We start from the raw sequence: 25,118 nt of genomic DNA, 5'->3' as shown, positions 1-25,118 counted from the left end.
CCTGGCACATCTCTTGATGAAATTATTCGTGCTTATTGTGCATGAATAGTGTCTCATACTTATTTGAAATGACTATATCTACCGGTTCACGCATGGGTTTGCCTTCGAGATGAGCGAGCAGCTCTTCAAGTGTAAACCCAGCCCTCACAGCAATCTGAGCCAAATTTTCTGTATCTGGGATGCTCTGACCTTTTTCCCACAACTGAACCGCAGTCGCAGAGACGCCCAGAAGCTTGCCGAATGCCCGCTGACTCATCGAACCGCGAGCTAGTTTGACAATCTCGATCAATTTTTTCTTAGCTTCTGCGTTCACGGTATCAGCCACCAGATAACCACAATTCCCAGTTTACAGAACATCAACCATACTTTCCAGAAGCTACAGCAGCAGCAGCCAGTCGCTCCATACCAGCTCGAACAATCACTGCTAAGTCACTCAGTGGCATACATTGAATTTTCTTAAGCAGCTCGTTGGTATCCAGAGGTTCCTGCACCGGCTTGCCTTCTAGGTGAGCCATGAGCTCTTCCATCGTAAAGCCTGCTCTTGTCGCAATCTGAGTCAAATTTTTCGTATCTGGAATTACCTGCCCCTTTTCCCAATACAAGACAGAAGCAGCAGAAACTCCCAACAGCTTGCCAAAAGCAGTCAGACTCATCGAGCCCCGCGCTAATTTAACAACCTCACTCAGTTTTTTCTTAGCTTCTGCGTCCACGGTATCAGCCACGAGATAACCACAATTCCTAGTTTACTTGTGTACCAACAAATTTACCTGTCTTGCTTGACAGGAGAAGATTTAACAGATATTCTTTTAATTAGATTGAACGTTTTAATTTTAATGAAAACGAATTTAGGAGAAATAGCAATGACAAAGAGACGGACTCAAAAAAATCACAAGCCCAGCCACACCCGTCAAAGCCTCACAGCCTCCGGTTGGCTCAAACCCCAGCGCTGGCAAATCTCCAAAAAAGAAGCAGCCGAAGCCCTGAGAATGCCCGTCAACCGCATCGTCAAAGTCTACCCCAAACAACATCAAGTAATAGTTGTTTACCTGAACAAGAAAGGACAAAAATGCAGTTCCTTTTTCAGCTACAGACTATTTGCCAGATGGCAACAAGAGGCGATCGCAGCAATTGCCAGTTGTCGAAACCAGCAAATCCTAGCACCCCTAGAAGTCATTGTACAATACGACCTCGAACATTTCAAATATCCAGTGGCGATCGCCGATGCAATTTGGGAAGCCCTACTCAACCAGATCTCCCGCGTAACAAGGGAACTGAGGCTGAGCAAACAATGCGCCTAGTCCCCAATCACTCCATCAATTAGTAGAAGCAGCCAACTCAGCCAAACGTTCCTGCTGATCCTGAGAAATGCAAGTTTGAATAATCCCCTCAATATCCCCTTCCAAAACACTATTGAGCGAGAAATTCTCCCCCAAACGGTGGTCGGTAGCCCGATTGTCCTTATAGTTGTAGGTGCGAATCTTCTCCGATCGCGAACCAGTACCAACCTGAGCCAAACGTCGCGACTTCACCTCATCCTGCTGCTCCCGCAACTTCATCTCATAGAGCTTAGCCCGCAAAATCTGCATCGCCCGCTCCTTATTCTGCAACTGACTGCGCTCCTCAGTACAGAAAATCCGAATTCCCGTCGGCTTGTGAAACAAATCCGCAGCAGTTTCCACCTTGTTCACATTTTGACCGCCAGCGCCGCCCGATCGAGCCGTACTCATCTCAATATCCTTCGGATCGATGTGAATCTCCACATCATCCACCTCCGGCATCACAGCCACCGTCGCCGTCGAAGTATGAACCCGGCCGCCAGCCTCAGTCACAGGCACTCGCTGCACCCGGTGTACTCCCGCCTCAAACTTCAGCTTGCTGTAAACGCTGTCGCCTGTAATTTCCAGAATCACCTCTTTAAAGCCGCCCATTTCCGCCAGCGACTCGCTCACCAACTTCACCTGCCAGCCTTGAGTTTGAGCGTAACGCGAATACAGTCGCAGCAAATCTCCCGCCCAAATACTAGCCTCATCTCCGCCAGTACCCGCCCGAATTTCCAGCATAATATTCTTGTCATCATTCGGGTCGCGCGGCAGCAGCAAAACCTTCAAACGACTTTCCAAACTCTCCAGTTTTGACTCAAGTTCCTCAACTTCCAGCGCAGCCATTTGCTGCATTTCTCGATCGCCCGCTGCTTCCTTGAGAACCTGTCGCGCGCCCACCAAATCTTCCTGAGTGGTTTTCCACAGAGCAAAAGTATCGACCACTTCCTCCAAGGACGATCGAGCTTTTGCTACCCGTTGAAACTCTTGATTGTCCCTAGCGACATCCGGGTCAGCCATGCGGCGAGTCAACTCATTAAAAGTTTGCTCTACCGACTTCAATTTATCCAGCAAATAAGATTCAGCCATTGTCAGTTGTCCTTTGTCAATCGATTTTAGATTTTAGATTTTAGATTTTAGATTTTAGATTTGAAGAACAGTTGGGATAGAATCTCGATCGAACTCAACTGCCTGCATAGCAAATCTTCAATCTAAAATCTAAAATCCGAGGGCGGTAAGTTGTCGGTAGAAAGAACTACTCTTAACAAACTGCGGACAAATGACAATCCGGCTACTTCTTCTTTTTGCCTTTACCAGCAGGCTTAGCCTCTGCTGGAGGAGCTTCCATTTTCAGAGGTCCAGAGGAAGCATCTACCTTGGGCATTTCCACATCTGTCATGCCATATTTCCGCCTAAAGCGTTCTATACGACCTTCAGTATCAATAGTCTTCTGAGTGCCAGTATAAAAAGGATGATTTCCTGACCAAACATCAACTTGCAGTTTTGGTCTAGTCGAGCCAACCGTCATCACAAGTTCGCCGTTGCAATAAACCTGAGCTTCGGGATGCCACTCAGGGTGAATACCAGCTTTCGCCATTGTTTTTTACTCTCTAATTTTTGACTTTACTACCATTTTAGCTGTCCTAGGACTTGCATACCAACAAAAGCAGCAATTTTCCGCAATCGTTGGCTGCGAAAGCGCGAATCAGGAATCCGAAATAGACCTTGAAAAAAAGAAGGATGGAATCTGGATAATTTTTCCGTCTTCCTTCTTCCTTCTTCCTTCTTTGCTCGATTACCGCTTCGAGTATTGAGGAGCCTTCCGAGCCTTCCGCAAACCGTACTTTTTCCGCTCTTTCGCCCGCGGGTCGCGAGTCAAATAGCCCTCAGTCTTCAGAGGCTTGCGGTTGTCCGGGTCTAATTGACAAAGTGCTCTAGCGACACCCAAGCGAATCGAGTCAGCCTGACCTGTCAAGCCACCGCCTTCGACTTTTACCAAAATGTCATACTCATTTTCCAGACCCAAAGTTTCCAGAGGGGCCTTAGCGAGAGCCAAATAAGTAGGGTTGAATTGCAGGTACAAATCCCCCTCTTTACCATTGACCGTCAGTATGCCAGTGCCGGGAACCAAGCGCACCCGCGCTACGGAACGCTTGCGGCGGCCGGTACCCCAGTACACAGCGCGACCAGATGTATCTGTTGCTTGCATTACTCATTTCCTCCGGGAATCGTGTGAACAATTAATTCTTCTGGTTTTTGAGCTTGGTGCGGGTGGTTGGGGCCAGCGTACACCTTCAGTTTAGTAAACAGTTGTCTGCCCAGAGAAGTGTGAGGCAGCATTCCCCGAATAGCTTCTTCGACAATTCTTTCGGGCAAACGTGCTTGCAATTTGGCAAAAGTTTCTGTTTTCATGCCGCCCGGTCTTCCAGAATGGCGACGGTAGATTTTCTGGGTGCGTTTTTTGCCAGTAACAGCGATTTTGTCCGCATTGATGACAATTACGAAGTCGCCGGTATCCATAGAAGGAGTGTAAGTCGGTTTGTGTTTCCCTCGGAGGTACATGGCAACTTCAGTTGCCAGACGGCCCAGCCGCTGGTCGGCGGCATCGACCACGTACCACTTGTGCTCTAGGGAGTCTTGAGTAGGGACGTAAGTTTTGTTCATTGTTTGTTGTTAGTTGTCTATTAACTGTTAACTGTTGTCAGTTGTCAGTTGTCAGTTGTCAGTTTTTAATTGTTAGTTGTCCTTAGTTTTTTATTAGTAGTTACCTAATGACTAATGACTAATGACTAATGACTAATGACTAATGACTAATTTTGGCTGAGTGTCGTACCAGACATCTGGGGGAAAGGGAAATTCTGAATAGCCAACCCGCAGCAGGCACAAACCTTGAGCGGGAGCGGCATATTTTACCATTTCTCGGCGTTCGTTGACCCAGATATCTGTGAAATTGTCGATCGGTCTTTCCCCGCGACCCACCTGCACCAGCAACCCCACCAGCAGCCGCATCATCCCGTACAGAAACCCGCTCGCCTGAACCTCAATATAGATAAGAGGCCCAGAACGCTGACACTCGGCCGCTTGCACGTCCACCCAGGAATGGGGGCGGGCAGAACCCGCGCGGTGGAAAGCAGCCAGGTGATGCCGCCCGATTAGGGGTGTCAAAGCTGTCTGAATCAAAGATTCATTCACAGGGGCGTGATAGCAGTGCCAAGCAAAAGGACGCACAAACAAATTAGGGGTCGGGTCTGTATAAAGGGTGTAGCGATAGCGCCGCCAACTGGCTGAGAACCGAGCGTGCCAGGTAGGTTCCACCTTTGCCGAAGCTCGAATTAAAATATCTTTTGCCAGTCGAGAGTTGAGAACGCTTGCCCAGCGGTGAGCCGGAATTGGGCCGTGGGCATCGAAATGCGCTACTTGAGCAGCAGCGTGAACTCCCGCATCAGTTCTCCCGGCAGCGTGCAGCGTTACCGGGCGTTCCAGAACAGTCGATATTGCTGTTTCAATTTCTTCTTGTACTGTACGCTGGTTCGGCTGTCGCTGCCAACCGTGAAAGTTAGTGCCGAGGTATTGGATCACCAGAGCAACGCGCTGTATCGATTGGGGATTTTCGATTGGGGATTTTGGATTGTCAGTCATAAATCACAAATCTCCAACCCAAAATTGAATTAAACCAGTTCAACGATCGCCATTTCGGAATTGTCTCCTTGACGGGGGACTGTTCGTACTACGCGGGTGTAGCCCCCGTTGCGCGAGCCATACCGTTCTTGTGCCGCCTCAAACAAGGCGTGTACTAACTGTTTATCGTAGATATAGCCCATAGCTTGGCGGCGAGCGGCCAAGGAGCCATCTTTGGCCAGGGTAATCATCCTGTCCGCCTCTGAGCGCAGCGCTTTGGCGCGGGCGAGAGTGGTAGTGATTTTACCGTGGCGGATTAACTCGGTGGTCAGCGAGCGCAGTAGGGCGCGACGCTGGTCAGCCGGTTTGCTGAGTTGGGGAACGCGACAGCGGTGACGCATGGCAGTTGGTAATTGGTAATTGGTAATTGGGCGCCGGGATAGTCCGCGAGTTTTGAGCGGTGAATTCTTTAACTTAAAAACTCACCGACTTAAAATTCAGAACTTTTTTACCCGTTACCCGTTGATTAACTTTTAGCTGATTTTTCCTGTGGCAAGGTAATGCCCAAGCGTTTTTGTAAAGCTTCAATCACTTCTTCTGCGGACTTCTGCCCGAAATTCTTGATCTCGAGCAAGTCTTCTTGGGTATAATCCAATAAGTCTGCGACTGAGTTGATCTGAGCCCGCTTGAGACAGTTGTAAGCCCGGACGGACAACTGCAATTCTTCGATCGGGATTTGGCTCGTAGGATCGGCCTCACCTGGATACTCTGGTTTGAGAGAATCTTGGGTGATGTCTTTGAGAGGTGCAAACAAATCTACCAGGATGTGGGCCGATTGACTCAGAGCTTCTTGAGGAGTCACACTGCCATCAGTCCAGATTTCCATCACCAGCCGATCTTTCTCGGCTGTGCCACCCAACCGAGCATCTTCAACGCTGTAGTTGACTCTGCGAATCGGCATAAAGATGGCGTCAATTTGGAGAAAATCCAAAGCCGACCCATCATCGCGACTGCGGTCTACTGCTCGATATCCGATGCCTTTTTCAATTCTGAATTCCATTTCCAGAACAGAGCCGGGCGAGAGAGTTGCAATGTACTGGGAGCGATCGATCAATTCCACCTCTGACGGCAAATCAAATCGATCGGCAGTAACTGTGACGGGCCCCTCAATCCGCAACCTGCCGATTTGCGGCTGCTGAGAATGAGTTTTGAGGACGACCTCTTTCATGTTCAGCAGAATTTCCAGAACGTCCTCACGTACCCCTTCGATCGTGGCAAACTCGTGATTGACGCCCGCGATTCGGACTGAAGTTACTGCTGTTCCTTCCAAATTTGACAGCAGAACTCGCCGAAGCGCATTCCCAACAGTTGTTCCTTGACCGCGATCGAGCGGTTCCAGGACGAATTTTCCGTACTGACTCCGGTCTTTGTCAGTGTTAGACTCTATACATTCAATTTGAAACTGCGCCACGGAGTGACCTCCCTTTTCCACTGTGGATTTTTGATTTTGGATTTTAGATTGCAGAGCATACCCCTGAATGGATTTCGGATTTTGGATGGACGGGGCAACAGTTAGAACCATTAGTTTTTGACTTTAAGCAGTTAGCCATTATCCAAAATCTAAAATCTAAAATCTCAAATCGTTTTAGACTCTACGCCGCTTGGGAGGGCGACAGCCGTTGTGAGGAATTGGGGTAACATCTCTAATCAGGGTAATTTCCAGTCCCGCCCCTTGCAGCGCCCGAATAGCAGTTTCTCGACCTGCTCCGGGCCCGCTCACCATTACTTCTATTTGGCGCATCCCTTGGTCATTGGCTCTGCGGGCAGCACTTTCTGCTGCTGTTTGAGCTGCAAAGGGAGTCCCCTTCTTCGCTCCTTTAAAACCGCTGGAACCTGCCGATGCCCAGGATATTACTTCGCCGTTAAGGTCGGTAATAGTCACAATCGTGTTGTTAAAGGTAGACTGGATGTAGCCTACCCCATTGGGTACATTCCGTTTCTGCTTTTTTGCACCAGATTTCTTGCCTGTTTGTGGTCGCGCCATATTAGTCTCTTTAACGTTTCTCTCAACTAATGTTCCGAAGCGCTAGGAGCCAGCAGCCCCCAGCGTATTTTTCCCAAAAAGATGTTACTTCTTGGAAGGTGCCTTTTTCTTGCCCGCAACTGTTCGGCGGACGCCACGACGGGTTCTGGCGTTGGTACGGGTTCGTTGTCCCCGCACCGGCAGACCCAAACGGTGACGCCGACCGCGATAAGTTCCGATGTCCATCAGGCGCTTGATGTTCATTGACTCCCAGCGCCGGAGGTCTCCTTCGATTTGGTATGTGGTTTCTACATGAGCCCGCAGAGCTGTCACGTCGGCCTCTGTTAAATCCTTGACGCGAGTGTCAGGATTTACGCCTGTTGCAGCGATAATTTTTTGGGCCCGCGACAAGCCTATTCCGTAAATGTATGTCAGACCTATTTCGACGCGCTTATCGCGTGGAAGGTCTACCCCGGCAATCCGTGCCACACTTTTTGTCTCCCTAGTTTTCCTGTTTGGCTACAATGTTCAATTAGGATGCACCTGCGTGCAGTGCCCAATCTTCTTTTTTTCTAACCTTGGCGTTGTTTGTGTTTCGGGTTAGTGCATATCACCATCACTCGACCGCGACGGCGGATGACGCGACATTTCTCACAAATTTTTTTGACAGATGCTCGAACTTTCATCTTTCTTCCTGCCTGGAGAACCCCGCTCTACCGGAGAGCAGGCACGCTGGGACTGCCCGTAGAGCGGTGGGAGGAGAGGCTGGGCAAGGTGTAGGCCTCTCCTCGATTAAATTGTATAAAGTGCGGGTTGTTTCATGAAGGAGCCCGCTTGCACCCACTCCCATTGCTGGGTAAAGTTCGCCTGCGCCAGAGTGTTGGCGAGCGATACTTTTACGGTGTAACAATGACTTAACCCGGTACACCGGTGGGTTGTTGACGCCCTTCTCGGCAACACTACAAACGTAGCATTATAGCATAAAATTGACGCTTTTTACCAAATTCTCTCTAATTAAACTTAGAATTAGTTTTTAGAAAGTTTTATCTAAGCCTATTTTTTCCGAAGGCGATAAGTAATCCTGCCTTTGGTCAAGTCGTAGGGAGTCAATTCAACTTTGACGCGATCGCCAGGCAGAATTTTGATGTAGTTGCGGCGGATCTTGCCGGAAATGTGAGCTAGCACGTTAAACCCATTATCTAGGTCAACGCGAAACATCGCATTGGGCAGGGATTCCGTCACTGTCCCTTCCATTTCAATTAAATCTTGCTTAGACAATTTGGTATTTACCTCAACTCTACATTTGATTAACTAGGAGTGTCCCGGGGTTGGCCTCAAAACCTATTTACTGCTAGGAGTCAAACGGGAACGGGGGGCAATAATTAGGGCGACTCGATCAACTTCTTGACTCAACCAACCGCTCGCTTTAGCTTTACTTGAGTAAAGTTGTGGCAATTAGTATCGAGTTCAATCCGGTCTCTAGCAACCCTCACAAAACCTGATAGCACAAAAAGCTCCTAGTTAACATATCTTAGCAAAAGCTTGTGAGTAACAAGCTGTATTGAGAGGGTTCAAGAGTTGATCGAGAGAGATTGTTGCAGTTCTGCGGTGACTAATTCCATCGGTCGAGCGCCATCAACAGCAACTAACTGTTCGCGGTTTCTGTAAAACTCAATTAAAGGTTCAGTTTGCTCGCGATAAACTTGCAACCGACGGCGGATTGTCTCCTCATTGTCATCTTGGCGACCCCGCGACAACAGGCGAGCCACCAAAATATTGTCAGGAACGTCCAAATTGACAGCTCTAAGAGCGCAGTCCTTACCAGACGTAGTTCCCCCAGTACCAACATCACACAGCAGTTTGTCAAAAAACGCTGCCTGTGCCACAGTACGGGGAAAGCCGTCCAGAATCCAGCCTGCACTAGCATCTGGTTCCTTCATGCGCTCTTGTACGATATCCATCAATAACTCGTCTGGAACCAACTCACCAGCATCCATGTAGGCTTTGGCTTTTTGACCCAAGTCCGTTTTGGCAACCACGCAGGCGCGTAGGATGTCACCGGTAGAAATGTGGGGTATTTTCCAGAGAGCTGCTAAAATCTGAGCCTGAGTTCCCTTTCCTGCCCCTGGAGGCCCCATAAAAATCAATTGCATTGCGATTACTTCACCATTCCTTCATATCGTTGGGAGATGACGTAAGTTTGAATTTGCTTAGCAGTTTCGATCGCGACACCCACTAGAATCAGTAGGGACGTTGCGCCAAAGCCTCTAAAAGTTTGCACGCCGATCGCGCTTTCTACAGCAGTTGGTACAATGGCCACCAGACCGAGAAATATCGCTCCCAAGAAAGTCAAACGGTTCAAAACCTTCTCCACATAATCGCTGGTTTTCTGACCGGGACGAATTCCAGGAATACTGGCGCCCATTTTCTTCAAGTTCTGAGACATATCTACGGGGTTGACAATCAACGAAGCGTAGAAATAGCTGAAAAACAGAATCAAAGTCAGATAAAACAGCGCGTAAGCCCAAGGCGCCGGCCCGTTCGGACTCAAAACATTAGCAACTTGAACCAAAAACGGGTTATTGAGAGACTGAGCGAGGAAAGAAGGCACAATCAAAACCGAAGATGCAAAAATAATCGGCATCACTCCGCCTTGATTCAAGCGCAGGGGCAGATAGCTCCGGCTCTCCCGATAAACTTTGCGGCCGACTTGGCGGCGGGCCGAAATAATCGGAATGCGACGAGTACCTTCCTGAACAAAAACAATCCCGACAATCGTCACCAAAAAGACCAGCAGCAGAACGACTACACGGCCGACCACTTGCGTGTCCCCACTTTGAGCCAATTCAAAAGTTTGTCCCAAAGAACGTGGCAAAACCGACACAATGTTGATAAAGATAAGCAGCGACGCTCCGTTCCCGATGCCTCGCTCCGTCACCACTTCCGATATCCACATCACAAACATTGAGCCTGCTGTCAGAGCCAAAGCAGTTTGTGCTATGAATAAAGGCGCTGGAGATTGAGCAAAAGGGCTGACCCAAATCGCAATGCCAACACTTTGCAGAATTGCCCAGCCTAAAGAAACGTAGCGAGTAATTTGAGAAATTTTGCGTCGCCCTGCTTCCCCTTCATTTTTCTGTAATTCTTCTAAACTTGGCAGAGCCGCGGTTAGAAGTTGCACAATAATTGAAGCATTAATGTAGGGCAAAATCCCCAGCGCGAAAATCCCCAACGCTGACAAGCCGCCTCCTGAGAACAAGTCCAGAAAGCCAATTAAAGGGCTATTTTGGACGTTTTGGGCAAAGGCGACTCGATCGATGCCGGGGACTGGCAAGTGGACACCCAGGCGTACTAAAATCAGTAAGCCAACAGTTACGAGGATGCGGCCTCGCAAACCAGCAGCTTGAGCCATCTGCATGAACGTCTCTTGTGCAGTTGGCGCTTTCTCTCTACTAACGTCCATAGTTACGATTTTGGATTTTAGATTTGGGATTTTCGACTAAATCATTTTCTGATAGCAAGCTTGAGGATTTGAGATTTGGACAGACTCTCAAACCTCAAATCTTCAGGCAACTAATTCGCAACTTCCGCCTGCAGCTTCAATTTTGGTTCGAGCACCTGCGGTAAAAGCCGAGGCGCGCACTTGCAAAGGTACATTCAGTTCACCATCTCCTAAGATTTTCAGCGGCCCGTCGTCTGTGGTGACAATTTTTGCTTGGATCAAAGAGGTGAGAGTAACTTCGGTGTTTGCTGGCAGCGATGCTAATTTACTTACATTAATGGTAGTGTACTCTTTCCGGTTCACTAGAGGGAAGCTTTTCAACTTGGGGAGACGGCGGTAGAGAGGATTTTGACCTCCTTCAAAACCGGGTCTAGTGCCGCTACCGGCTCTAGATTTTTGACCGCGCATCCCTTTGCCGGAGCTCGCGCCTTGACCGGCAGAAATACCTCTGCCCAAGCGTCGGGGGCGCTTTTGGGAGCCTGCTTTGGGTCGGGCGTCTTGCAATCTCATAGTTTTAGTAATTGGTAATTGGTAATTGGTATTTAGAGAGCGGGTAGGCAGTAGTTTTGAGTGCGTGAGTTTTAAGTTGCGGATTTTTTTATTTTCACCGCAAGCACTTAACACTCAAAACTTACAGTTTCCCATTCTCGCGTGCCCTAACCGTAGAGATTTTCTACTGGAATTCCGCGCTCTTGAGCAACTTCGGACAAGGTGCGGAGGGTGGAGAGGGCATTGACTGCTGCTCGGGCGTTGTTTAAGGGATTTCCAGAACCTAGCTGTTTGGCTAAGATATTGCGGACTCCTGCTAGTTCGAGAACAGTTCGCACTGCTCCCCCTGCAATTACCCCGGTTCCCGGAGCGGCTGGCCGCATCATGACTTTAGCTCCGCCACCGTCACCGTTGATGGGGTGAGGGATGGAGTTAGATTTGGTGAGGGGCACTTCAATTAGGTGCTTTTTGCCGTCAGCGACGCCTTTTTTAACGGCACCGATTACGTCGCTAGCTTTGCCGACTCCTACTCCAACTTGACCGCGTTCGTTGCCGATAATGACTATGGCGCGGAAGCTGAGTTTTTTACCACCTTTGACTACTTTAGTAACGCGCCGAATCTGAACAACCCGTTCTTGCCATTCGGATTCTTTTTCGCGCCCTTTGTTGTTGCTGCTGCTTTTTTTCTTGTTGCGCTGTTCTTTTTGTTCTGCCATAGTTTTGTCCTGTGGGAATTAGTAATTGGTGAAAGGCGATCGGCAAATGGTAATTGTTTGAGTAAAAAGTAAAAATAGAAGAAATCTGGATTTTGCCTTTTAACTTTCAACTTTCAACTTTTTACTTTTTAATTACTCATTACCCGCTACCCATTACCCCCTCTAAAAGTCTAACCCGGCTTCGCGAGCTGCTTCTGCGAGGGCTTTGACACGACCGTGATAGAGGTTGCCCCCGCGATCGAATACGACTTTGACTATGCCAGCGCTGGAACAGCGTTTGGCAATCAACTGACCGACTTGCACGCTCGCGGAGCAGTTGCCGCCAGAACTGAGATTTGACTTCAATTCGGGATCAAGGGTTGACGCAGCAGCCAAAGTGTGCTGTGCCGTGTCGTCGATTACTTGAGCGTAGATGTGCTGATCCGAGCGAAATACCGCGAGTCTGGGACGTTCGGCGGTGCCGAACACCTTGCGCCGAACACGGCGGTGTCTGCGCTGGACTGATTCTTTGCGAGTAAGCTTCATTGTTACTTCTTACCTGTTTTGCCTGTTTTACCAGCTTTGCGCCGGACGACTTCGCCGCTGTAGCGAATGCCTTTGCCCTTGTAGACTTCAGGCGGACGCACCGCGCGGATGCGGGCTGCTGTGTTGCCTACGAGTTCTTTGTCAATGCCGGAGACAATGACGTTGGTGTTGCCTTCAACTGCCATTGTGATGCCTTCTGGAGGGGGCATTTCAACGGGTTTGCTGTAACCGACGTTTAAAATCAGGTTCCGTCCTTGAACCTGTGCCCGATAACCTGTACCGATAATTTCGAGACGCCGCTGAAAACCTTGGGATACACCTTCGACCATGTTGGCGACTAGGGTGCGGCACAAGCCGTGCAGTTGTCTGGCGACGCGAGATTCGTCTCGGCGGGTAACGAGTAAAGTCTCGCCTTCAATTCCCATGAGGATTTCCGCTGGGATTACTCGGGAAAGTTCACCTTTAGGGCCTTTGACGGCTACTTTTTGACCGTCTAGGGTGATGGTGACTTTAGTGGGAATGCTAATCGGACGCTTGCCAATTCGCGACATAGTTTTTTGTCCTTTGTTTTTAGTTATTAGTCCTTGATTATTAGTCTTGAGTTATTAGTCCTTAGTGATTGATTTTGGAGTCTGTTGCCAACGACCAGCGACTAATGACTAATGACTAATGACTACCAAACATAACAAAGCACTTCACCGCCCAAACCTTGGCGTCGAGCTTCTCGATCGGTCATAATGCCGCTGGAGGTGGAAATAATGGCAATGCCAATTCCGCCTAATACTCTGGGCAATTCTTTACGGTTCGAGTAAACGCGCAGTCCTGGTTTGCTGACTCGCTTAAGTGCCGTGATAATAGGCTTGCGAGTTTTACCTTTGTACTTTAGAGAAAGCACTAAATGTCGCTTAATCCCTTCTGGTTCTGCTTCTTCAAATTCGCTGATAAAGCCTTCACTTTTGAGGACTTGGGCGATGCTGCGGGTCATTTTTGTAGCTGGAATTTGCGTTGTTTGGTGGCGCGCCATGCAAGAATTGCGAATGCGCGTCAACATATCTGCTATGGTATCGTTAGCTGCCATCTTTTGCTTCTTACTCTAGTGCTTAGTTGTCCCGGAACGGCATTCCCATTTCTTTAAGCAAGGCGCGTCCTTCTTCGTCGGTGTTTGCTGTGGTGATAATTGAAATGTCCATGCCTCGAATTTGATCGATGCGGTCATATTCTATTTCTGGAAAAATTAGCTGTTCTCTCAGACCCAAGCTGTAGTTACCACGACCGTCGAAGCTTTTGGGGCTGATGCCGCGGAAGTCGCGGATGCGGGGGAGTGCGAGGTTGATCAGCCGATCGAGAAAATCGTACATACGATCGCCGCGCAGCGTCACCATAACGCCGACGGGTACTCCTTTGCGGATTTTGAAGCCTGCGATCGCTTTTTTCGCCCGCGTCACCACTGGTTTTTGCCCGGTGATGATGCCAATTTCGTTAATCGACGAATCCAGTGCCTTAGCGTTTTGAGATGCTTCTCCCAAACCGCGGTTCACTGTGACTTTGACGAGTTTGGGAACCTGATGGATATTAGTATATTTAAACTGATCCATCAGTGTGGGAACGATTTTTCCTTGATAAAGAACCTTGAGTTTGTCCGGCATAGTTTTTGTGTTTCGTTAACTGTCCCTGGGCTTGGTCAGGGAATTGTTCTTTGTCAGTTGTCAGTTGACGGTTGTCAGTTGACAGTTGTCAGTTAATGACTAATGACTAATGACTAATTATCGAGGATTTCTCCTGTTTTTTTGAGCTGTCGGAGTTTGCGGCCGTCTTCGCTAAATGTATAGCAAACGCGGCTGGCTATTTTCTCTTTTTCGGAATAGTGCATGACATTTGAGCTGTGAATGGGAGCCTCAAACGTGAGTATTTTCCCGGACTCTCCCTCTTGCTGGGGCTTGACGTGCTTGGTTCTGATGTTTACACCTTTAACAATTACTTTGCTGACTTTAGGATATGTCTTTAAGATTTCTCCGACTTTTCCTTTCTCTTTGCCAGTAATTATTTGCACGGTATCGCCTGCTTTGACGTGCATTCTGTAGCGCTGCAGTTCGCTAGTTGGTTTACCCTTTTTTCCGTACATTTTAAAGTACCTCCGGGGCTAAGGAAACGATTTTAGTAAAGTTTTTGTCGCGCAATTCGCGGGCGACGGGCCCGAAAACACGAGTGCCTCTGGGATTACCGTCTACGTTGATAATAACGGCGGCGTTATCGTCAAAACGAATGCTCATGCCGCTGTCGCGGCGCAGGCCTTTGCGGGTTCTGACAATGACAGCCCGGACGACATCTGATTTTTTGACGGCCATATTGGGGATGGCGTCTTTGACGACGGCAATGATGACATCGCCGACTCCGCCGTAGCGACGGTTGCCGCCTCCCAATACGCGGATGCACATCAGTTTGCGGGCTCCGCTATTGTCGGCGACATTGAGGTATGTCTGGGGTTGAATCATGGTGATTGTTGAGTGTTAACTGTTGAGTGTTAACTGTTGACTGTTGACTGTTGACTGCTAGTTGATGGTTAATTTTTGATCGGGAGATCGCGATGTCGCAATTAACTGTTAGCCGTTTTTTGTCCCGAAAATCTCAGCAACCGTCCAGCGTTTGGTTTTGCTCAAAGGGCGAGTTTCAGTGATGCGGACGCGATCGCCCGATTTGCACTGATTTTCTTCGTCGTGAGCTTTGTACCGCTTGGTGCGGACTACGATTTTGCCGTATTTGGTGTGGGAGGAGCGGTTTTCGATTGCTACCACGACGGTTTTATCCATCTTGTCGCTGACTACTACGCCAACTCGTTCTTTAATTGCCATAGCTACCTATTTTTGTTGTGCAATTGACTTTTTTTAGCTACTGTGCGATCGTCGGCTCTGCTGCTTCTGACTCTTGGCTGACTGCTGCGGTTGCAGCAGGGTTTGCTACCTGTTTAGATGCGGCTAATTTTTCTGCAGCTTCTTTCTCAGCAGCGATTTGGCGCTCGCGTTCAACTGTCATCAATTGAGCTAGCCGGTGTTTGGCGTGCTTGAACAGGTGAGGCTTTTCCATGCGGCCGGTAGCTTGCTGGAGCCGCAATTCCATTAGTTGGCGCTTGACGGCTAAAATTTGCTCTGCTACAGCAGCATCGCTTAATTCTCTAGCTTCTTTAATCTTGGTCAAAGACATAATTGTGTGCTTTCTCGTTAGCTCTCGGTATGACAGAAGACCGAATTGTCTAGATGCTGAATGTCGAAGGAAAGAAAAGTTATGAATGACCGATTTTAAATTGCTGTAGCCGTTTAAAATTTTGACCAATGCCGACCTACTTCTACCTTCGATTATCGCTATGACTGGTCTTCTTCGCGGGTGATGAACTTGGTTTTAATTGGTAATTTGAAAGATGCCAAACGCATTGCTTCGCGGGCAGTTTCTTCACTTACGCCGCCAATTTCAAACATTACCCGGCCGGGTTTGACGACGGCAACCCAAAACTCAGGTGAGCCTTTACCAGAACCCATCCGGGTTTCTGCGGCGCGCTGGGTGACTGGTTTGTCGGGAAAAATGCGAATCCAGATTTTGCCGCCCCGGCGGATATAGCGAGTCATGGCGCGGCGTCCGGCTTCTATTTGGCGGGAAGTGATCCAGGCGGGTTCGATGGCTTGGAGCGCGAAGTCGCCAAAGCTAACTGTGTTGCCGCGGGTGGCAATACCGCTCATTCGCCCGCGCTGTTGTTTGCGGAATTTTGTTCTTTTAGGGCTTAACATGGCTTTGGGAGTTGGGTAATTGGTAATTGGTAATTGGTAGTTGGTAATTGCTAATTGCTAATTGGTTTGGAACAACTGACACTTAACAAGTGACAACTAACAGTTAACAATTAGTTAGCCTTCGTTCGATCGATCTTCAAAGTTCTGGCGACGGCGCTTTTGTTTAGTCCGGGGTACTGCTGCATTTGGTGCAGCTTCTTGTTCTTGTCCGGGAATAATTTCGCCTTTGAAAACCCAAACTTTAATGCCGAGAATACCGTAGATGGTTTGAGCAGTGCAGTAGGAGTAGTCGATGTCGGCCCGCAGCGTGTGCAACGGGACTCTTCCTTCGCGTGTCCATTCGGTACGGGCGATTTCTGCGCCGTTGAGGCGTCCGCTGACTTGAATTTTGATGCCTTGGATGCCGACTTTTTGGGCGCGGGTGATTGCTTGGCGGACGACTCGGCGGAAGGATACGCGCCGTTCTAGTTGCTGAGCGATGTATTCCGCGATCAGTGTGGCATCGGCGTCTACTCGCTGGACTTCCACGACGTTGATGCGGATTTGGCGGTTGCTACCGAGTTGCTGCTGCAAACCGACGCGCAAGGTTTCGATGCCTGCTCCGCCGCGGCCTACGACAACGCCTGGTCTGGCTGTGAACACTTCTAGGTCGATTTGATCGGCTTTCCGTTCAATTCTGACCGAGGAAATGCCTGCATTGCTGAGGGTTTTGCGAACGTACTTGCGAATTTTATAGTCTTCTTGCAAGAGTTCGGGATAGTTTTTGGGATCAGCAAACCAGCGAGAGCGGTGCTCTTGGGTAATGCCGAGGCGAAAACCAATTGGATGTATTTTTTGGCCCATAATAGTTGATGAGTTAATTGGTAATTGGTAATGGTAATTGGTAATTGGTAATTGGTGATTACCCATTTTTTTCAACTTTAAGCTGTTTATTACCTATTACATTTTCCCTGGTTTAGTTTTCTACGAGCGGAGCTACTACTACGGTAATGTGACAAGTTGGCTTGCGGATTTGGTAGGCACGACCTTGAGCGCGGGGTCTAAAGCGTTTGAGGACTGGGCCTTGGTCTGCGTAAGCTTGAGAAACTACCAGCTTGGATTTATCCAATCCTGCGTTGTGTTCGGCGTTGGCTACTGCCGATCTCAAAACTTTGACGATTGGTTCGCAGGCGCGGTAGGGCATGAATTCGAGTAAAATCAGCGCTTCTTGGTAGCTTTTGCCGCGAATTTGGTCGAGGACTCGGCGCACTTTGAAGGGCGATGTCCGGATGTAACGGGCGATCGCCTTAATTTCGGATGTGGTATCTATAGCCATTTCGATTTGGGTAATTGGTAGTTGGTAATTGGGGAAAAGGTAATTGGTAATTGGGAAAAAGTTTTTCCGAACACCTATTACCTGTCACCTAATTAGGCTATTTTTTACTTGTCTTTCTGTCACCACTTTTAGCGTGACCTCTAAAGGTGCGAGTGGGGGAGAATTCTCCTAGTTTGTGACCGACCATTTGGTCTGTGAGGTAGACGGGTACGTGCTGTCTGCCGTTGTGAACGGCGATTGTGTGCCCTACCATTTGGGGCAGGATTGTGGAAGAGCGCGACCAAGTTTTAATTACTTGTTTTTGGCCGGCGGCGTTGAGTTTTTCTATTTTTGTCATCAGATGATCTGCGACAAACGGGCCTTTTTTTAGCGATCGAGACATGATTTTGGTAATTAGTAATTAGCAGTTGGAATTGAATTGGGAAGAAAGTCGGAGGAATAAAAGAGCGCGGAAAACTTTTTTGTTGTTCCTTCTTTCTTCTTCCTTCCTCCTTCTTCCTTCTTCCTTCTTCCTTAACTTTGTCTGCCGCCCTTGCCACGCTTGGAAGATTTGCGGCGGCGCCGGACGATTAAAGCGTCGCTGCGCTTGTTTTTGCGTCGAGTTTTGGCACCCAATGCTGGTTTACCCCAAGGAGTCATAGGCCCCGGACGCCCAATAGGAGCTCTGCCTTCGCCACCGCCGTGCGGGTGGTCTACCGGGTTCATGACGCTACCGCGAACGGTGGGTCTGCGACCTTTCCAGCGGGTGCGGCCGGCTTTACCGAGGCTGAGGTTTCTGGCGTCTGTGTTGCCGACTTGACCGATGGTGGCGTAGCAGTCGGCGCGGACTTTGCGCTGTTCGCCGGATGGCAGTTTGAGGGTGACGTAGCTACCTTCTTTTGCCATTAGCTGAGCGCTGGAGCCTGCGGAACGGACTATTTGTCCGCCTTTTCCGGGTACTAGCTCGACGTTGTGAATGCTGGTACCGAGGGGAATGTTCTTCAGGGGTAGGGCGTTGCCGATTTCGATCGGCGCGTCGGGGCCTGAGACAATAACTGTACCGACGTTTAAGTTGAGCGGGTGCAGGATGTACCGTTTTTCGCCGTCTTTGTAGAACACGAGGGCGATGCGGGCGTTGCGATTGGGGTCGTATTCGATCGCCTTGACGGTAGCGGGAATGCTGTGTTTGTCGCGGCGGAAGTCGATGTCTCTATACAGCCGTTTGTGACCGCCTCCCCGGTGGCGACAAGTGATGACGCCTCGGTTGTTGCGGCCTTGTTTGGTGTGCTTGTTGCTGGTTAGAGACTTTTCTGGCTCTGATCTGGTAATTTCAGCAAAGTCCGAGACGGTCTGTTCCCGGGTGCTGGAGGTATAAGGTCGGTAAGAACGGATGCCCATAATCGATTTTAGATTTTAGATTTTAGATTTGGGATTTTGGACTTGGCGGTTTTGGATTTTAGATTTGGGATTATCAGTTAACTTGCTAGCTTTCTGGGTTTGCTATTTTCACCCGTTAACCGCAATCTAAAATCTAAAATCTAAAATCCAAAATTGGCTAAACTTCTGGGAATAGGAGTTTGCGGATGGAGTCTCCGTCGGTCAGAGTTACGGTTGCTCGCTTGTAACAAGGTTTAAAGCCGACGAATTTGCCAACTCGACGCTTTTTACGCGGCGGGTTTTGGGTGTTGACTGCGGTGACTTTAACCTTAAATAGCTCTTCGATTGCAGCTTTAATTTGAGGCTTGGTCGCTTTGGGGGCTACGTCGAATGTGAATTGATTTAATTCCATCATTCGGGTAGCTTTCTCGGTGAGAATCGGACGCTGGATCAAATCTGCGTAGTCGCGGGGGTCGATTTTACTCACCGTAAATCTCCTGAATTTTAGCTATGGCTGTAGAGGTAACGATAATTTTGTCAGCGGCGAGAACGTCGTAAACATTCAGGGACGTTGCCAAAATGACGTTTACTAATTCGATGTTGCGTCCTGACAAGTAGACGTTTAGTTGTGGTTCTGGCAAGATTAACAGAACTTTTGTATCGGGTTCGATGCCCCAGCGGGCGATCGCACTCAGCAATTCTTTGCTTTTCGGTCTCGGAAATTGCTCTGCAAATTCTTCAACCACAATGATGTCTTCGGTGCGACTTTGGAATGCTGTCCGCAAAGCGAGACGGCGTTCCTTTTTGTTCATTTTGACTTCAAAGTCTCTCGGTTTTGGCCCGAAGATGACACCGCCGCCCCGCCACAGCGGAGAACGGATAGAACCTGCTCTGGCTCGGCCTGTGCCTTTTTGACGCCAGGGTTTGCGGCCACCGCCTCTGACTTCCGATCGAGTTTTGGTGCAAGCATTTCCTTGACGGGCGTTATTCAGTTGCCGCGTCAATGCTCTGTGAACGATGTGAGACGCATTTTCTTCTTTGGCTACGCGCAGTTCTAAAGTTGTTTCCCCAACTTCTTCGCCTTGCCAATTTCGCACTACACAGTTAACCATATCTTTTGTCCTTTGTCTGTTGTTAGTTGTCTGTTGTTAGTTGTCTGTTGTCTGTTGTCTGTCGTCTGTTGTCTGTTCTCAGGTCTTAGTTTTCAGCTCTTAGTTTTCAGCTTTTAGTTCTTAGTTATTGCTTGCTACTAACGGCCAACCACTATCTACTGACTGCTGACTACTGACTAATGACTACTGACTAACGTCCTACTTTTTTCTCAGGCACAACATTGACTAAGGCGCCAGCTTTGCCGGGAACTGCTCCCTTAATTAGCAGTAAATTCTGCTCTGTATCCACCCGGACAATTGTTAGTTTGCGGACGGTGACTTGAACGTTGCCCATACGTCCCGCCATTTTTTTACCGGGATAAACGCGACCGGGAGTAGTTCCAGGCCCGATTGATCCAGGCTCGCGGTGGTTCTTGGAACCGTGAGACATGGGGCCTCGTTTAAAGTTGTGGCGCTTTTGAAAACCTGCAAAACCTTTACCGATGCTGGTACCGATGACATCTACTATTTGTCCCGGTGTAAAAGTATCTGCTTTTAGTTGTTGACCTAATTCAAATGAACTGGTGTCTTCCAATCGGTATTCCTGCAAGTGGCGCAGTGGATTCGCCCCCGACTTGGCAAGGTGTCCTAGTTCTGGCTTGTTGAGAGCCTTTGGTTTGACTTCGTTGTATCCAACTTGAACGGCACCGTAGCCGTCAGTTTGTTTTGTTTTGATTTGAGTTACTGTACAAGGCCCTGCTTGTATGACGGTGACGGGGATGGCTCTCCCTTCGGCGTCAAACACTTGAGTCATGCCTAGTTTAGTGCCAAGAATGCCTACAGACACGGATTTTTTTCCTTTTATTTACGCAAGAGGTTTCGGATTGCGAAATTTACGTCAATCCGCTTGCTCTTGTGCAGAAACATTTATTTCAGTGTTCCTGCAATTAACTGTTATCAACCAACAGCCTTCCTCGGTGTTTAAAATTTGAGTTTTAAATTTGGGAGCGAGCTTGTGGAAGTCTTGCAAGGTTTGAGATTCGAGGCTTTTCACCTGTTCGATCTCCGAGTTTTGTCTCGGTCTTGCTTGTTTGTGCCAGGACTTGAGCATAAAACCACTCAGTATCCTTTACGGCGACAATTCACAATAGTACATGAAGTGTTTGCCGTTTGTCAAGGCCGCGATGAGAATTTTTCGCCTCAACTTTAGCATTTATAATATTTCCAGCTCGCAAGCAGCGATCGACCAAATTTTGATACAGCAGGAAACACAAATTTATGGGACTGATTACGACGGGATCTGATCTGATTCGGGATTTGGAAAAGTCGGGGTCGCTGGCCCTGTACGTTCCTTTAGAGGGAGGATTTGAGGGGCGCTACCTCCGCAGGCTGAGGGCTGCGGGCTACGGTGCGTACACGATTTCGGCACGGGGTTTGGGCGATTTGGCGATGTATTTGACGGGGGTTCATGGGGTGCGGCCGCCGCATTTGGGCAAGAAAACTACTGGCAATGAAGGGGCTGTGGGTTATACGTACTATGTGCCGCCGATGTTGCAAACTCAATTAGACAATTTGCGGCCGAAAGCAAAAGGACTGGTGCTGTGGATTATTGAAGGGCAGATTTTGTCGAGTCAGGAGATTGAGTATTTGACTGTTTTGCCGACGTTAGAACCGCGAGTTAAAATAGCAGTGGAGATGGGGGGCGATCGAGCTTTTAGCTGGAAGCCACTTAAAGATGCTTTAGTTGCAGCTTAAATTCCGGTATTTGCGATCGCAAATCAACTAAAAAAACGCAGCGAGCAACTAAAGCTCAACAGCTTCTGCTCGCTGGTTTTGATATTTTTGGGAAAAACTTAATTAACAGGAAAAATCTTATGCTTCAGAACCGCGATTATACCATGATTATTGACAAAAGCGGCAGTATGTACACAAAAGACCAGATGGGCGGTAAAAGTCGGTGGGCGCTCATGCAAGAATCGACGATCGCATTGGCGAATAAATGCGAAGAACTTGATCCTGATGGCATAACAGTTTATGTGTTTTCCGGTCGCTTCAAGCGCTATGACAACGTAACATCAGCTAAAGTCGTGCAAATTTTCCAAGAAAACGAACCTTCGGGAACTACGAATTTAGCTGCTGTTCTGCAAGACGCTCTGAACAGTTATTTTCAGCGCAAAGCATCCGGTAAGACCAAGCAAAATGGGGAAACAATATTAGTGGTGACGGACGGGGAACCGGACGATCGCAAAGAAGTGATGAAAACTATCATAGAGGCTTCGCGGAAGCTTGATCGAGATGAAGAGCTGGCGATTTCTTTCATTCAAGTAGGGAATGCGCCGGAAGCTACTAAGTTTCTCAAAATATTGGATGACGAACTGCAAAGTGCCGGGGCTAAATTCGATATCGTTGATACTGTGACGATGGATGATATTGAAGGAATGACCCTGACAGAGGTATTGCTGAATGCAATAACTGATTGAGGAGGCGGGCGAAGTTCACGCGATTATATTTGGGCCAGTTAGCCCAGCAGCATTTTTTAGGGGGTTTAAGTTATGGAATCGATCGAGCGCCTGTTAGGTGAACTTAAGGCAGAGTATCAAGCATCTCAAAAAAATGCTGAGTTGAAAACTCAGCCGTCGGTGCAAGCACAAGCGCCTTTGCCACAAGCAGCAGTGCCGTCAAATCAAACATTTAAAACATCAGATATAAATTTGTATGCTGGTTCTTTGGATAAGGATTTAGCTCAAATTAAGGCTGAGTACGAAGCGCAAAATAAAGCTCAGGAAGTAGCTGCACTGAAACCGCTTAAGGCTGAGCACGAAGCACAAAATAAAGCTCAGGAAGTGGCTTCACTGGAACCGCAGCCAGCAGAAAAAGTCGCGGGGCTGCAGTTGGACGTACAAACGCACAGACAGAAAGTTAGGCAAGCTCAGGTTTGGCTGAAAAAGTTGGATAAAAATTCCGATGAGGGATATTGGTTCGATCAGTTTGCTTTTAGGTATTCTTCGAGGATAGATGCGGCGATCGACTATTTGCAAGCTGTGAAGGAGTTTGATTGAGCAAACTACACAGTATTCACAATTTGTAATGCCGTTTTTTGGTTAATTACCATCACTATTTGTTGTAAGGACACGGCATTGCTGTGTCTTTACAAAGCGTAAAATAAATATCATTTGTATCACGCGGGATTTAGGATACGGCAATGCCGTATCCCTACAAATGGCCAGCAAATAAATATCATTTATAGGAACACAGCACAGTTATTTCCTGTGGTTGCGACAACCACGGGGAGGATTGCTCCTATACTAAATTTTTGGACACAGATGTAGGACTCAACAAAAATAAAGCCGCCTTTTGTGCTGTATCTTCAGATAACTGAATTTGTTTTAACTCAACAATACCTTCACTGATAAAAGTATCTCTCAAAGCAGCTTTTTCTCCACTGTTAAAACTCGTTTCGTAAAACACTTCTCTAATTCCAGCGGCAATGACTAATTTCAAACAATAGATGCAGGGTTCTAAAGTGACGTAAATACTAGCCCCAGCAGTAGATATACCGTGTTTAGCAGCTTTGGCGATCGCATTTGCTTCCGCGTGAACCGCCCTTGATGGCAAAGTTTTACTGGCGTCGCAACTACTCAAACCAGGATAGCAGAAGCCTTGAGTAGTACAGTGTGCCGAACCTGACGGCGAACCGTTGTAACCCGTTGCTAAAACTTGCCTGTTTTTAGCTATCACCGCGCCTACAGGAAAAGCCAGACAAGTCGATCGAGTAGCGGCCAATTTTGCTAACATTAAGAAGTATTCGTCCCAAGTCGGTCTTTCTTCTTCTAAATTCATCGTCTATCCTGGATGTATTGCTTGCTCGTTTTCAGACACTCGGCAGCCTTCTGCAATTCTATTCCCAAATAACCAATATGCTCGCCTTTGATAGCCGGGGAAGCCGCACAAATTTCTCGCACTAACTTGAGAGGGTTTTTTCCAGAATAACAGGTGACCACTTCGCCGCTGCCCGGGGTGGTTTGCGTGACAACTATCTGATTGTCGGCTAATTCAACTAAAAAATTGCCTGCTGCATCGAAAAAGTCTCGATCTTCGCAGATTTTAGCATATTGGGTTTGAATTAGTCGATCGGCATTTTCAAAGGTATCGTCATACAAGTGAGCCGATTGACTCAGCGTTACCAACGGGCCCATTGTCAAATTATAATCGGAACGCCTCGCAATTTCATCTCGAATGTGCTGCTGCAAAGCCCGCAAACCCATTGCATTTGCCGGCCAAGCCGCAAACATATCGTTGCTGCGGAGAGTAGCAGTTAGCGATATTTCACCGTCTACAACTCGCACCCAAATGTGATTTAAACAAGGACTGCCGCTGTGCTGGTGGTCGGAGGAACCGTCAGGTCTTCTGTTAATATTTCCGCCCGCATCCCACAAACTAATTACAGCACTTGCCGCGTCAATTTCCTTAATTAATTTGGCAATAACTTCTTCAATTTGATCCCGGCCAAACCACGACCTCATCCGCTGTGCGTAGGTATATTTAATGCCTTCGTTATACGGGGCATCTTCGAGCATTTGCGGTTTGTACTGTTCGAGGAAATCGCGGTCGATTGGTAAGTAATTCGGTTCGGGAAAATAGAACTCCGCAGGTTCATCTGTAATCACTGCCATTAAGTCGATTAATTCTTGCCATTGTCCGTCGTAACCAGTCGGCCGCAAGGTGCCGGTGGTCTTAATTCGGTGGATTATTTTTACCCAAGTTTCGGCGATCGTTTTGCCTTCGATTCTGTGTCCGTATTTCTGACCGGGGAGTACCGTCGGGACGATTTCGACTAGCGGAAATGTTACGGGTTCTCCCCAAGGTTCCACAGATTTTTTTGCGGAAAAAGACTTGACAAATGTCACTGTATCGGCTATGTTTTGGGCTTCTTTGCATTCTATTGAATGACGCAATAGTTCTAAGGCTTCTGCTGCTATTTCAATATCAATGTAGCCAAAAATTGAAGATTTAATTAGCCAGCAATCTCTGCCAGTATCGCTTTTGCCGGCTTCAAAGCCGTTGCGAAAAAAGTCGAGCAAGCACGCTGCCGCACCCGAGTTGCTGTCTTCTTTGGTAGCGTTGAGAATTACTAAAAAGCGGACGTGGGGATTGCACAGCAAGTTTCTAATTAAGAAGTTGATGCCGCGAGTAGGAGAGTATAGTTGTCCGATCGCAGCAAATTCGTTGGGTTGTAAATGTTTGCCGATCGCACTTTTGACTGTCCAGCCGCTGACAATGGCTGTTTGCCCCGTTCCGCAAATTAATTGATTCGGTTTGTATAGGGGTTTGTACTCAAATTTATTGACGAGATTTGTGGCTGTCATGGTTTACCGTTTTTTGCACCGC

The 25,118-nt window shown here is 48.1% G+C and carries 39 protein-coding genes; 4 read left to right on the top strand and 35 right to left on the bottom strand.

Going from position 1 to position 25,118, the window contains the following annotated elements:
- Window positions 1–22 precede the first annotated feature (22 nt).
- Together QUA40_RS01515 and QUA40_RS01510 are read right to left on the bottom strand one after the other, a co-directional pair.
- Window positions 23–313, bottom strand: a complete 291-nt coding sequence (locus tag QUA40_RS01515; protein ID WP_333121188.1) for a helix-turn-helix transcriptional regulator — start codon at window positions 311–313, stop codon at window positions 23–25.
- Window positions 314–356: 43 nt separating this feature from the next.
- Window positions 357–722: a helix-turn-helix transcriptional regulator gene (locus QUA40_RS01510; RefSeq protein WP_333121186.1), complete on the bottom strand. Its 366-nt coding sequence runs from the start codon at window positions 720–722 to the stop codon at window positions 357–359.
- Window positions 723–860: 138 nt separating this feature from the next.
- Here QUA40_RS01510 and QUA40_RS01505 point away from each other — a divergent pair, with 138 nt between their 5' ends.
- Complete coding sequence (locus tag QUA40_RS01505) at window positions 861–1,298, top strand: hypothetical protein (RefSeq protein ID WP_333121184.1); 438 nt, start codon at window positions 861–863, stop codon at window positions 1,296–1,298.
- Between the two features lie 15 nt (window positions 1,299–1,313).
- On the opposite strand, the gene prfA is transcribed toward QUA40_RS01505, so the two are convergent.
- The 31 genes from prfA to rplC all read right to left on the bottom strand — a co-directional run bounded on the left by prfA (window position 1,314) and on the right by rplC (window position 20,577).
- Window positions 1,314–2,408: a peptide chain release factor 1 gene (gene prfA / locus QUA40_RS01500; protein WP_333045772.1), complete on the bottom strand. Its 1,095-nt coding sequence runs from the start codon at window positions 2,406–2,408 to the stop codon at window positions 1,314–1,316.
- 202 nt (window positions 2,409–2,610) lie between these two features.
- Entirely contained in the window at window positions 2,611–2,916 is a 306-nt protein-coding gene (gene rpmE, locus QUA40_RS01495) for a 50S ribosomal protein L31 (RefSeq protein WP_333121182.1), read from the bottom strand.
- Between the two features lie 198 nt (window positions 2,917–3,114).
- On the bottom strand, window positions 3,115–3,528 hold the full coding sequence (rpsI, locus tag QUA40_RS01490; RefSeq protein ID WP_006634975.1) for a 30S ribosomal protein S9: 414 nt from the start codon (window positions 3,526–3,528) through the stop codon (window positions 3,115–3,117).
- Window positions 3,528–3,983, bottom strand: coding sequence for a 50S ribosomal protein L13 (gene rplM, locus QUA40_RS01485; RefSeq protein ID WP_015178725.1), 456 nt, complete (start codon window positions 3,981–3,983; stop codon window positions 3,528–3,530). Before rplM ends, rpsI begins: the two co-directional genes overlap by 1 nt.
- A 132-nt stretch (window positions 3,984–4,115) precedes the next feature.
- A complete protein-coding gene (gene truA, locus QUA40_RS01480; protein ID WP_333121178.1) occupies window positions 4,116–4,958 on the bottom strand; it encodes a tRNA pseudouridine(38-40) synthase TruA in 843 nt (280 codons plus the stop codon).
- 29 nt (window positions 4,959–4,987) lie between these two features.
- Window positions 4,988–5,338, bottom strand: coding sequence for a 50S ribosomal protein L17 (gene rplQ, locus QUA40_RS01475; protein ID WP_242719721.1), 351 nt, complete (start codon window positions 5,336–5,338; stop codon window positions 4,988–4,990).
- A gap of 125 nt (window positions 5,339–5,463) precedes the next feature.
- Complete coding sequence (locus QUA40_RS01470) at window positions 5,464–6,408, bottom strand: DNA-directed RNA polymerase subunit alpha (RefSeq protein ID WP_333121192.1); 945 nt, start codon at window positions 6,406–6,408, stop codon at window positions 5,464–5,466.
- A 174-nt stretch (window positions 6,409–6,582) separates the two neighbouring features.
- Complete coding sequence (gene rpsK, locus QUA40_RS01465) at window positions 6,583–6,981, bottom strand: 30S ribosomal protein S11 (protein ID WP_332978136.1); 399 nt, start codon at window positions 6,979–6,981, stop codon at window positions 6,583–6,585.
- 84 nt (window positions 6,982–7,065) lie between these two features.
- A complete protein-coding gene (gene rpsM, locus QUA40_RS01460) occupies window positions 7,066–7,449 on the bottom strand; it encodes a 30S ribosomal protein S13 (protein ID WP_006634981.1) in 384 nt (127 codons plus the stop codon).
- 83 nt (window positions 7,450–7,532) lie between these two features.
- Entirely contained in the window at window positions 7,533–7,646 is a 114-nt protein-coding gene (gene rpmJ, locus QUA40_RS01455) for a 50S ribosomal protein L36 (RefSeq protein ID WP_015178722.1), read from the bottom strand.
- A gap of 367 nt (window positions 7,647–8,013) precedes the next feature.
- On the bottom strand, window positions 8,014–8,238 hold the full coding sequence (gene infA / locus QUA40_RS01450; RefSeq protein WP_006276978.1) for a translation initiation factor IF-1: 225 nt from the start codon (window positions 8,236–8,238) through the stop codon (window positions 8,014–8,016).
- 293 nt (window positions 8,239–8,531) lie between these two features.
- The gene (locus QUA40_RS01445) at window positions 8,532–9,113 is read right to left on the bottom strand and encodes an adenylate kinase (protein WP_333121176.1); all 582 of its coding nucleotides are present in this window, start codon (window positions 9,111–9,113) and stop codon (window positions 8,532–8,534) included.
- A gap of 5 nt (window positions 9,114–9,118) precedes the next feature.
- Window positions 9,119–10,423, bottom strand: coding sequence for a preprotein translocase subunit SecY (gene secY / locus QUA40_RS01440; RefSeq protein WP_333121174.1), 1,305 nt, complete (start codon window positions 10,421–10,423; stop codon window positions 9,119–9,121).
- A gap of 102 nt (window positions 10,424–10,525) precedes the next feature.
- Window positions 10,526–10,972: a 50S ribosomal protein L15 gene (rplO, locus tag QUA40_RS01435; protein WP_006634984.1), complete on the bottom strand. Its 447-nt coding sequence runs from the start codon at window positions 10,970–10,972 to the stop codon at window positions 10,526–10,528.
- A 146-nt stretch (window positions 10,973–11,118) separates the two neighbouring features.
- Window positions 11,119–11,667: a 30S ribosomal protein S5 gene (gene rpsE / locus QUA40_RS01430; RefSeq protein WP_190745441.1), complete on the bottom strand. Its 549-nt coding sequence runs from the start codon at window positions 11,665–11,667 to the stop codon at window positions 11,119–11,121.
- A gap of 162 nt (window positions 11,668–11,829) precedes the next feature.
- Window positions 11,830–12,192: a 50S ribosomal protein L18 gene (rplR, locus tag QUA40_RS01425; RefSeq protein ID WP_333121173.1), complete on the bottom strand. Its 363-nt coding sequence runs from the start codon at window positions 12,190–12,192 to the stop codon at window positions 11,830–11,832.
- Window positions 12,193–12,194: 2 nt separating this feature from the next.
- Window positions 12,195–12,743 carry a 50S ribosomal protein L6 gene (gene rplF, locus QUA40_RS01420; RefSeq protein ID WP_333074731.1) on the bottom strand — a complete coding sequence of 183 codons (549 nt, stop codon included), beginning with the start codon at window positions 12,741–12,743 and terminating at the stop codon, window positions 12,195–12,197.
- 122 nt (window positions 12,744–12,865) lie between these two features.
- A complete protein-coding gene (gene rpsH, locus QUA40_RS01415) occupies window positions 12,866–13,270 on the bottom strand; it encodes a 30S ribosomal protein S8 (protein WP_332978141.1) in 405 nt (134 codons plus the stop codon).
- 22 nt (window positions 13,271–13,292) lie between these two features.
- The gene (gene rplE / locus QUA40_RS01410) at window positions 13,293–13,838 is read right to left on the bottom strand and encodes a 50S ribosomal protein L5 (protein ID WP_006634989.1); all 546 of its coding nucleotides are present in this window, start codon (window positions 13,836–13,838) and stop codon (window positions 13,293–13,295) included.
- Window positions 13,839–13,951: 113 nt separating this feature from the next.
- Window positions 13,952–14,314: a 50S ribosomal protein L24 gene (gene rplX, locus QUA40_RS01405; RefSeq protein WP_333121171.1), complete on the bottom strand. Its 363-nt coding sequence runs from the start codon at window positions 14,312–14,314 to the stop codon at window positions 13,952–13,954.
- A 1-nt stretch (window position 14,315) separates the two neighbouring features.
- The gene (rplN, locus tag QUA40_RS01400) at window positions 14,316–14,684 is read right to left on the bottom strand and encodes a 50S ribosomal protein L14 (RefSeq protein WP_172190401.1); all 369 of its coding nucleotides are present in this window, start codon (window positions 14,682–14,684) and stop codon (window positions 14,316–14,318) included.
- Window positions 14,685–14,792: 108 nt separating this feature from the next.
- Window positions 14,793–15,041: a 30S ribosomal protein S17 gene (rpsQ, locus tag QUA40_RS01395; RefSeq protein WP_006634992.1), complete on the bottom strand. Its 249-nt coding sequence runs from the start codon at window positions 15,039–15,041 to the stop codon at window positions 14,793–14,795.
- Between the two features lie 37 nt (window positions 15,042–15,078).
- Window positions 15,079–15,390 carry a 50S ribosomal protein L29 gene (gene rpmC / locus QUA40_RS01390; RefSeq protein ID WP_333121169.1) on the bottom strand — a complete coding sequence of 104 codons (312 nt, stop codon included), beginning with the start codon at window positions 15,388–15,390 and terminating at the stop codon, window positions 15,079–15,081.
- A 158-nt stretch (window positions 15,391–15,548) separates the two neighbouring features.
- Entirely contained in the window at window positions 15,549–15,968 is a 420-nt protein-coding gene (rplP, locus tag QUA40_RS01385) for a 50S ribosomal protein L16 (protein ID WP_333121167.1), read from the bottom strand.
- 114 nt (window positions 15,969–16,082) lie between these two features.
- Entirely contained in the window at window positions 16,083–16,811 is a 729-nt protein-coding gene (gene rpsC / locus QUA40_RS01380) for a 30S ribosomal protein S3 (RefSeq protein ID WP_242719701.1), read from the bottom strand.
- Window positions 16,812–16,923: 112 nt separating this feature from the next.
- Entirely contained in the window at window positions 16,924–17,283 is a 360-nt protein-coding gene (gene rplV / locus QUA40_RS01375; protein ID WP_190657986.1) for a 50S ribosomal protein L22, read from the bottom strand.
- Between the two features lie 97 nt (window positions 17,284–17,380).
- A complete protein-coding gene (rpsS, locus tag QUA40_RS01370; protein WP_333121166.1) occupies window positions 17,381–17,665 on the bottom strand; it encodes a 30S ribosomal protein S19 in 285 nt (94 codons plus the stop codon).
- Window positions 17,666–17,796: 131 nt separating this feature from the next.
- The gene (gene rplB / locus QUA40_RS01365; protein WP_333121164.1) at window positions 17,797–18,660 is read right to left on the bottom strand and encodes a 50S ribosomal protein L2; all 864 of its coding nucleotides are present in this window, start codon (window positions 18,658–18,660) and stop codon (window positions 17,797–17,799) included.
- Window positions 18,661–18,817: 157 nt separating this feature from the next.
- Entirely contained in the window at window positions 18,818–19,126 is a 309-nt protein-coding gene (locus QUA40_RS01360; RefSeq protein ID WP_172190395.1) for a 50S ribosomal protein L23, read from the bottom strand.
- Window positions 19,119–19,751: a 50S ribosomal protein L4 gene (rplD, locus tag QUA40_RS01355; protein ID WP_172190394.1), complete on the bottom strand. Its 633-nt coding sequence runs from the start codon at window positions 19,749–19,751 to the stop codon at window positions 19,119–19,121. The genes QUA40_RS01360 and rplD overlap by 8 nt, the downstream gene beginning before the upstream one ends.
- A gap of 190 nt (window positions 19,752–19,941) precedes the next feature.
- Entirely contained in the window at window positions 19,942–20,577 is a 636-nt protein-coding gene (gene rplC, locus QUA40_RS01350) for a 50S ribosomal protein L3 (protein ID WP_333121163.1), read from the bottom strand.
- 431 nt (window positions 20,578–21,008) lie between these two features.
- Here rplC and QUA40_RS01345 point away from each other — a divergent pair, with 431 nt between their 5' ends.
- From QUA40_RS01345 to QUA40_RS01335, 3 genes are all read left to right on the top strand, one after another.
- Window positions 21,009–21,485: an NAD(P)H-quinone oxidoreductase subunit N gene (locus QUA40_RS01345; RefSeq protein WP_333121162.1), complete on the top strand. Its 477-nt coding sequence runs from the start codon at window positions 21,009–21,011 to the stop codon at window positions 21,483–21,485.
- 119 nt (window positions 21,486–21,604) lie between these two features.
- Window positions 21,605–22,210, top strand: a complete 606-nt coding sequence (locus QUA40_RS01340; protein WP_333121161.1) for a VWA domain-containing protein — start codon at window positions 21,605–21,607, stop codon at window positions 22,208–22,210.
- Window positions 22,211–22,282: 72 nt separating this feature from the next.
- Window positions 22,283–22,789 (top strand): salt stress protein, Slr1339 family, encoded by a 507-nt coding sequence (locus tag QUA40_RS01335; RefSeq protein WP_333121159.1) that lies wholly within the window; start codon window positions 22,283–22,285, stop codon window positions 22,787–22,789.
- A 241-nt stretch (window positions 22,790–23,030) separates the two neighbouring features.
- Here QUA40_RS01335 and QUA40_RS01330 read toward each other — a convergent pair whose 3' ends face one another.
- Window positions 23,031–23,570, bottom strand: coding sequence for a dCMP deaminase family protein (locus QUA40_RS01330; protein WP_333121157.1), 540 nt, complete (start codon window positions 23,568–23,570; stop codon window positions 23,031–23,033).
- The gene (locus tag QUA40_RS01325) at window positions 23,567–25,096 is read right to left on the bottom strand and encodes a thymidylate synthase (protein ID WP_333121155.1); all 1,530 of its coding nucleotides are present in this window, start codon (window positions 25,094–25,096) and stop codon (window positions 23,567–23,569) included. The genes QUA40_RS01330 and QUA40_RS01325 overlap by 4 nt, the downstream gene beginning before the upstream one ends.
- Window positions 25,097–25,118 lie beyond the last annotated feature (22 nt).

This window comes from Microcoleus sp. Pol11C3, from assembly GCF_036701485.1.
Classification (GTDB): domain Bacteria; phylum Cyanobacteriota; class Cyanobacteriia; order Cyanobacteriales; family Microcoleaceae; genus Microcoleus.
The sequence above is the reverse complement of the archived record's forward strand: the minus strand, read 5'-3'. Positions and strand labels throughout refer to the sequence as shown.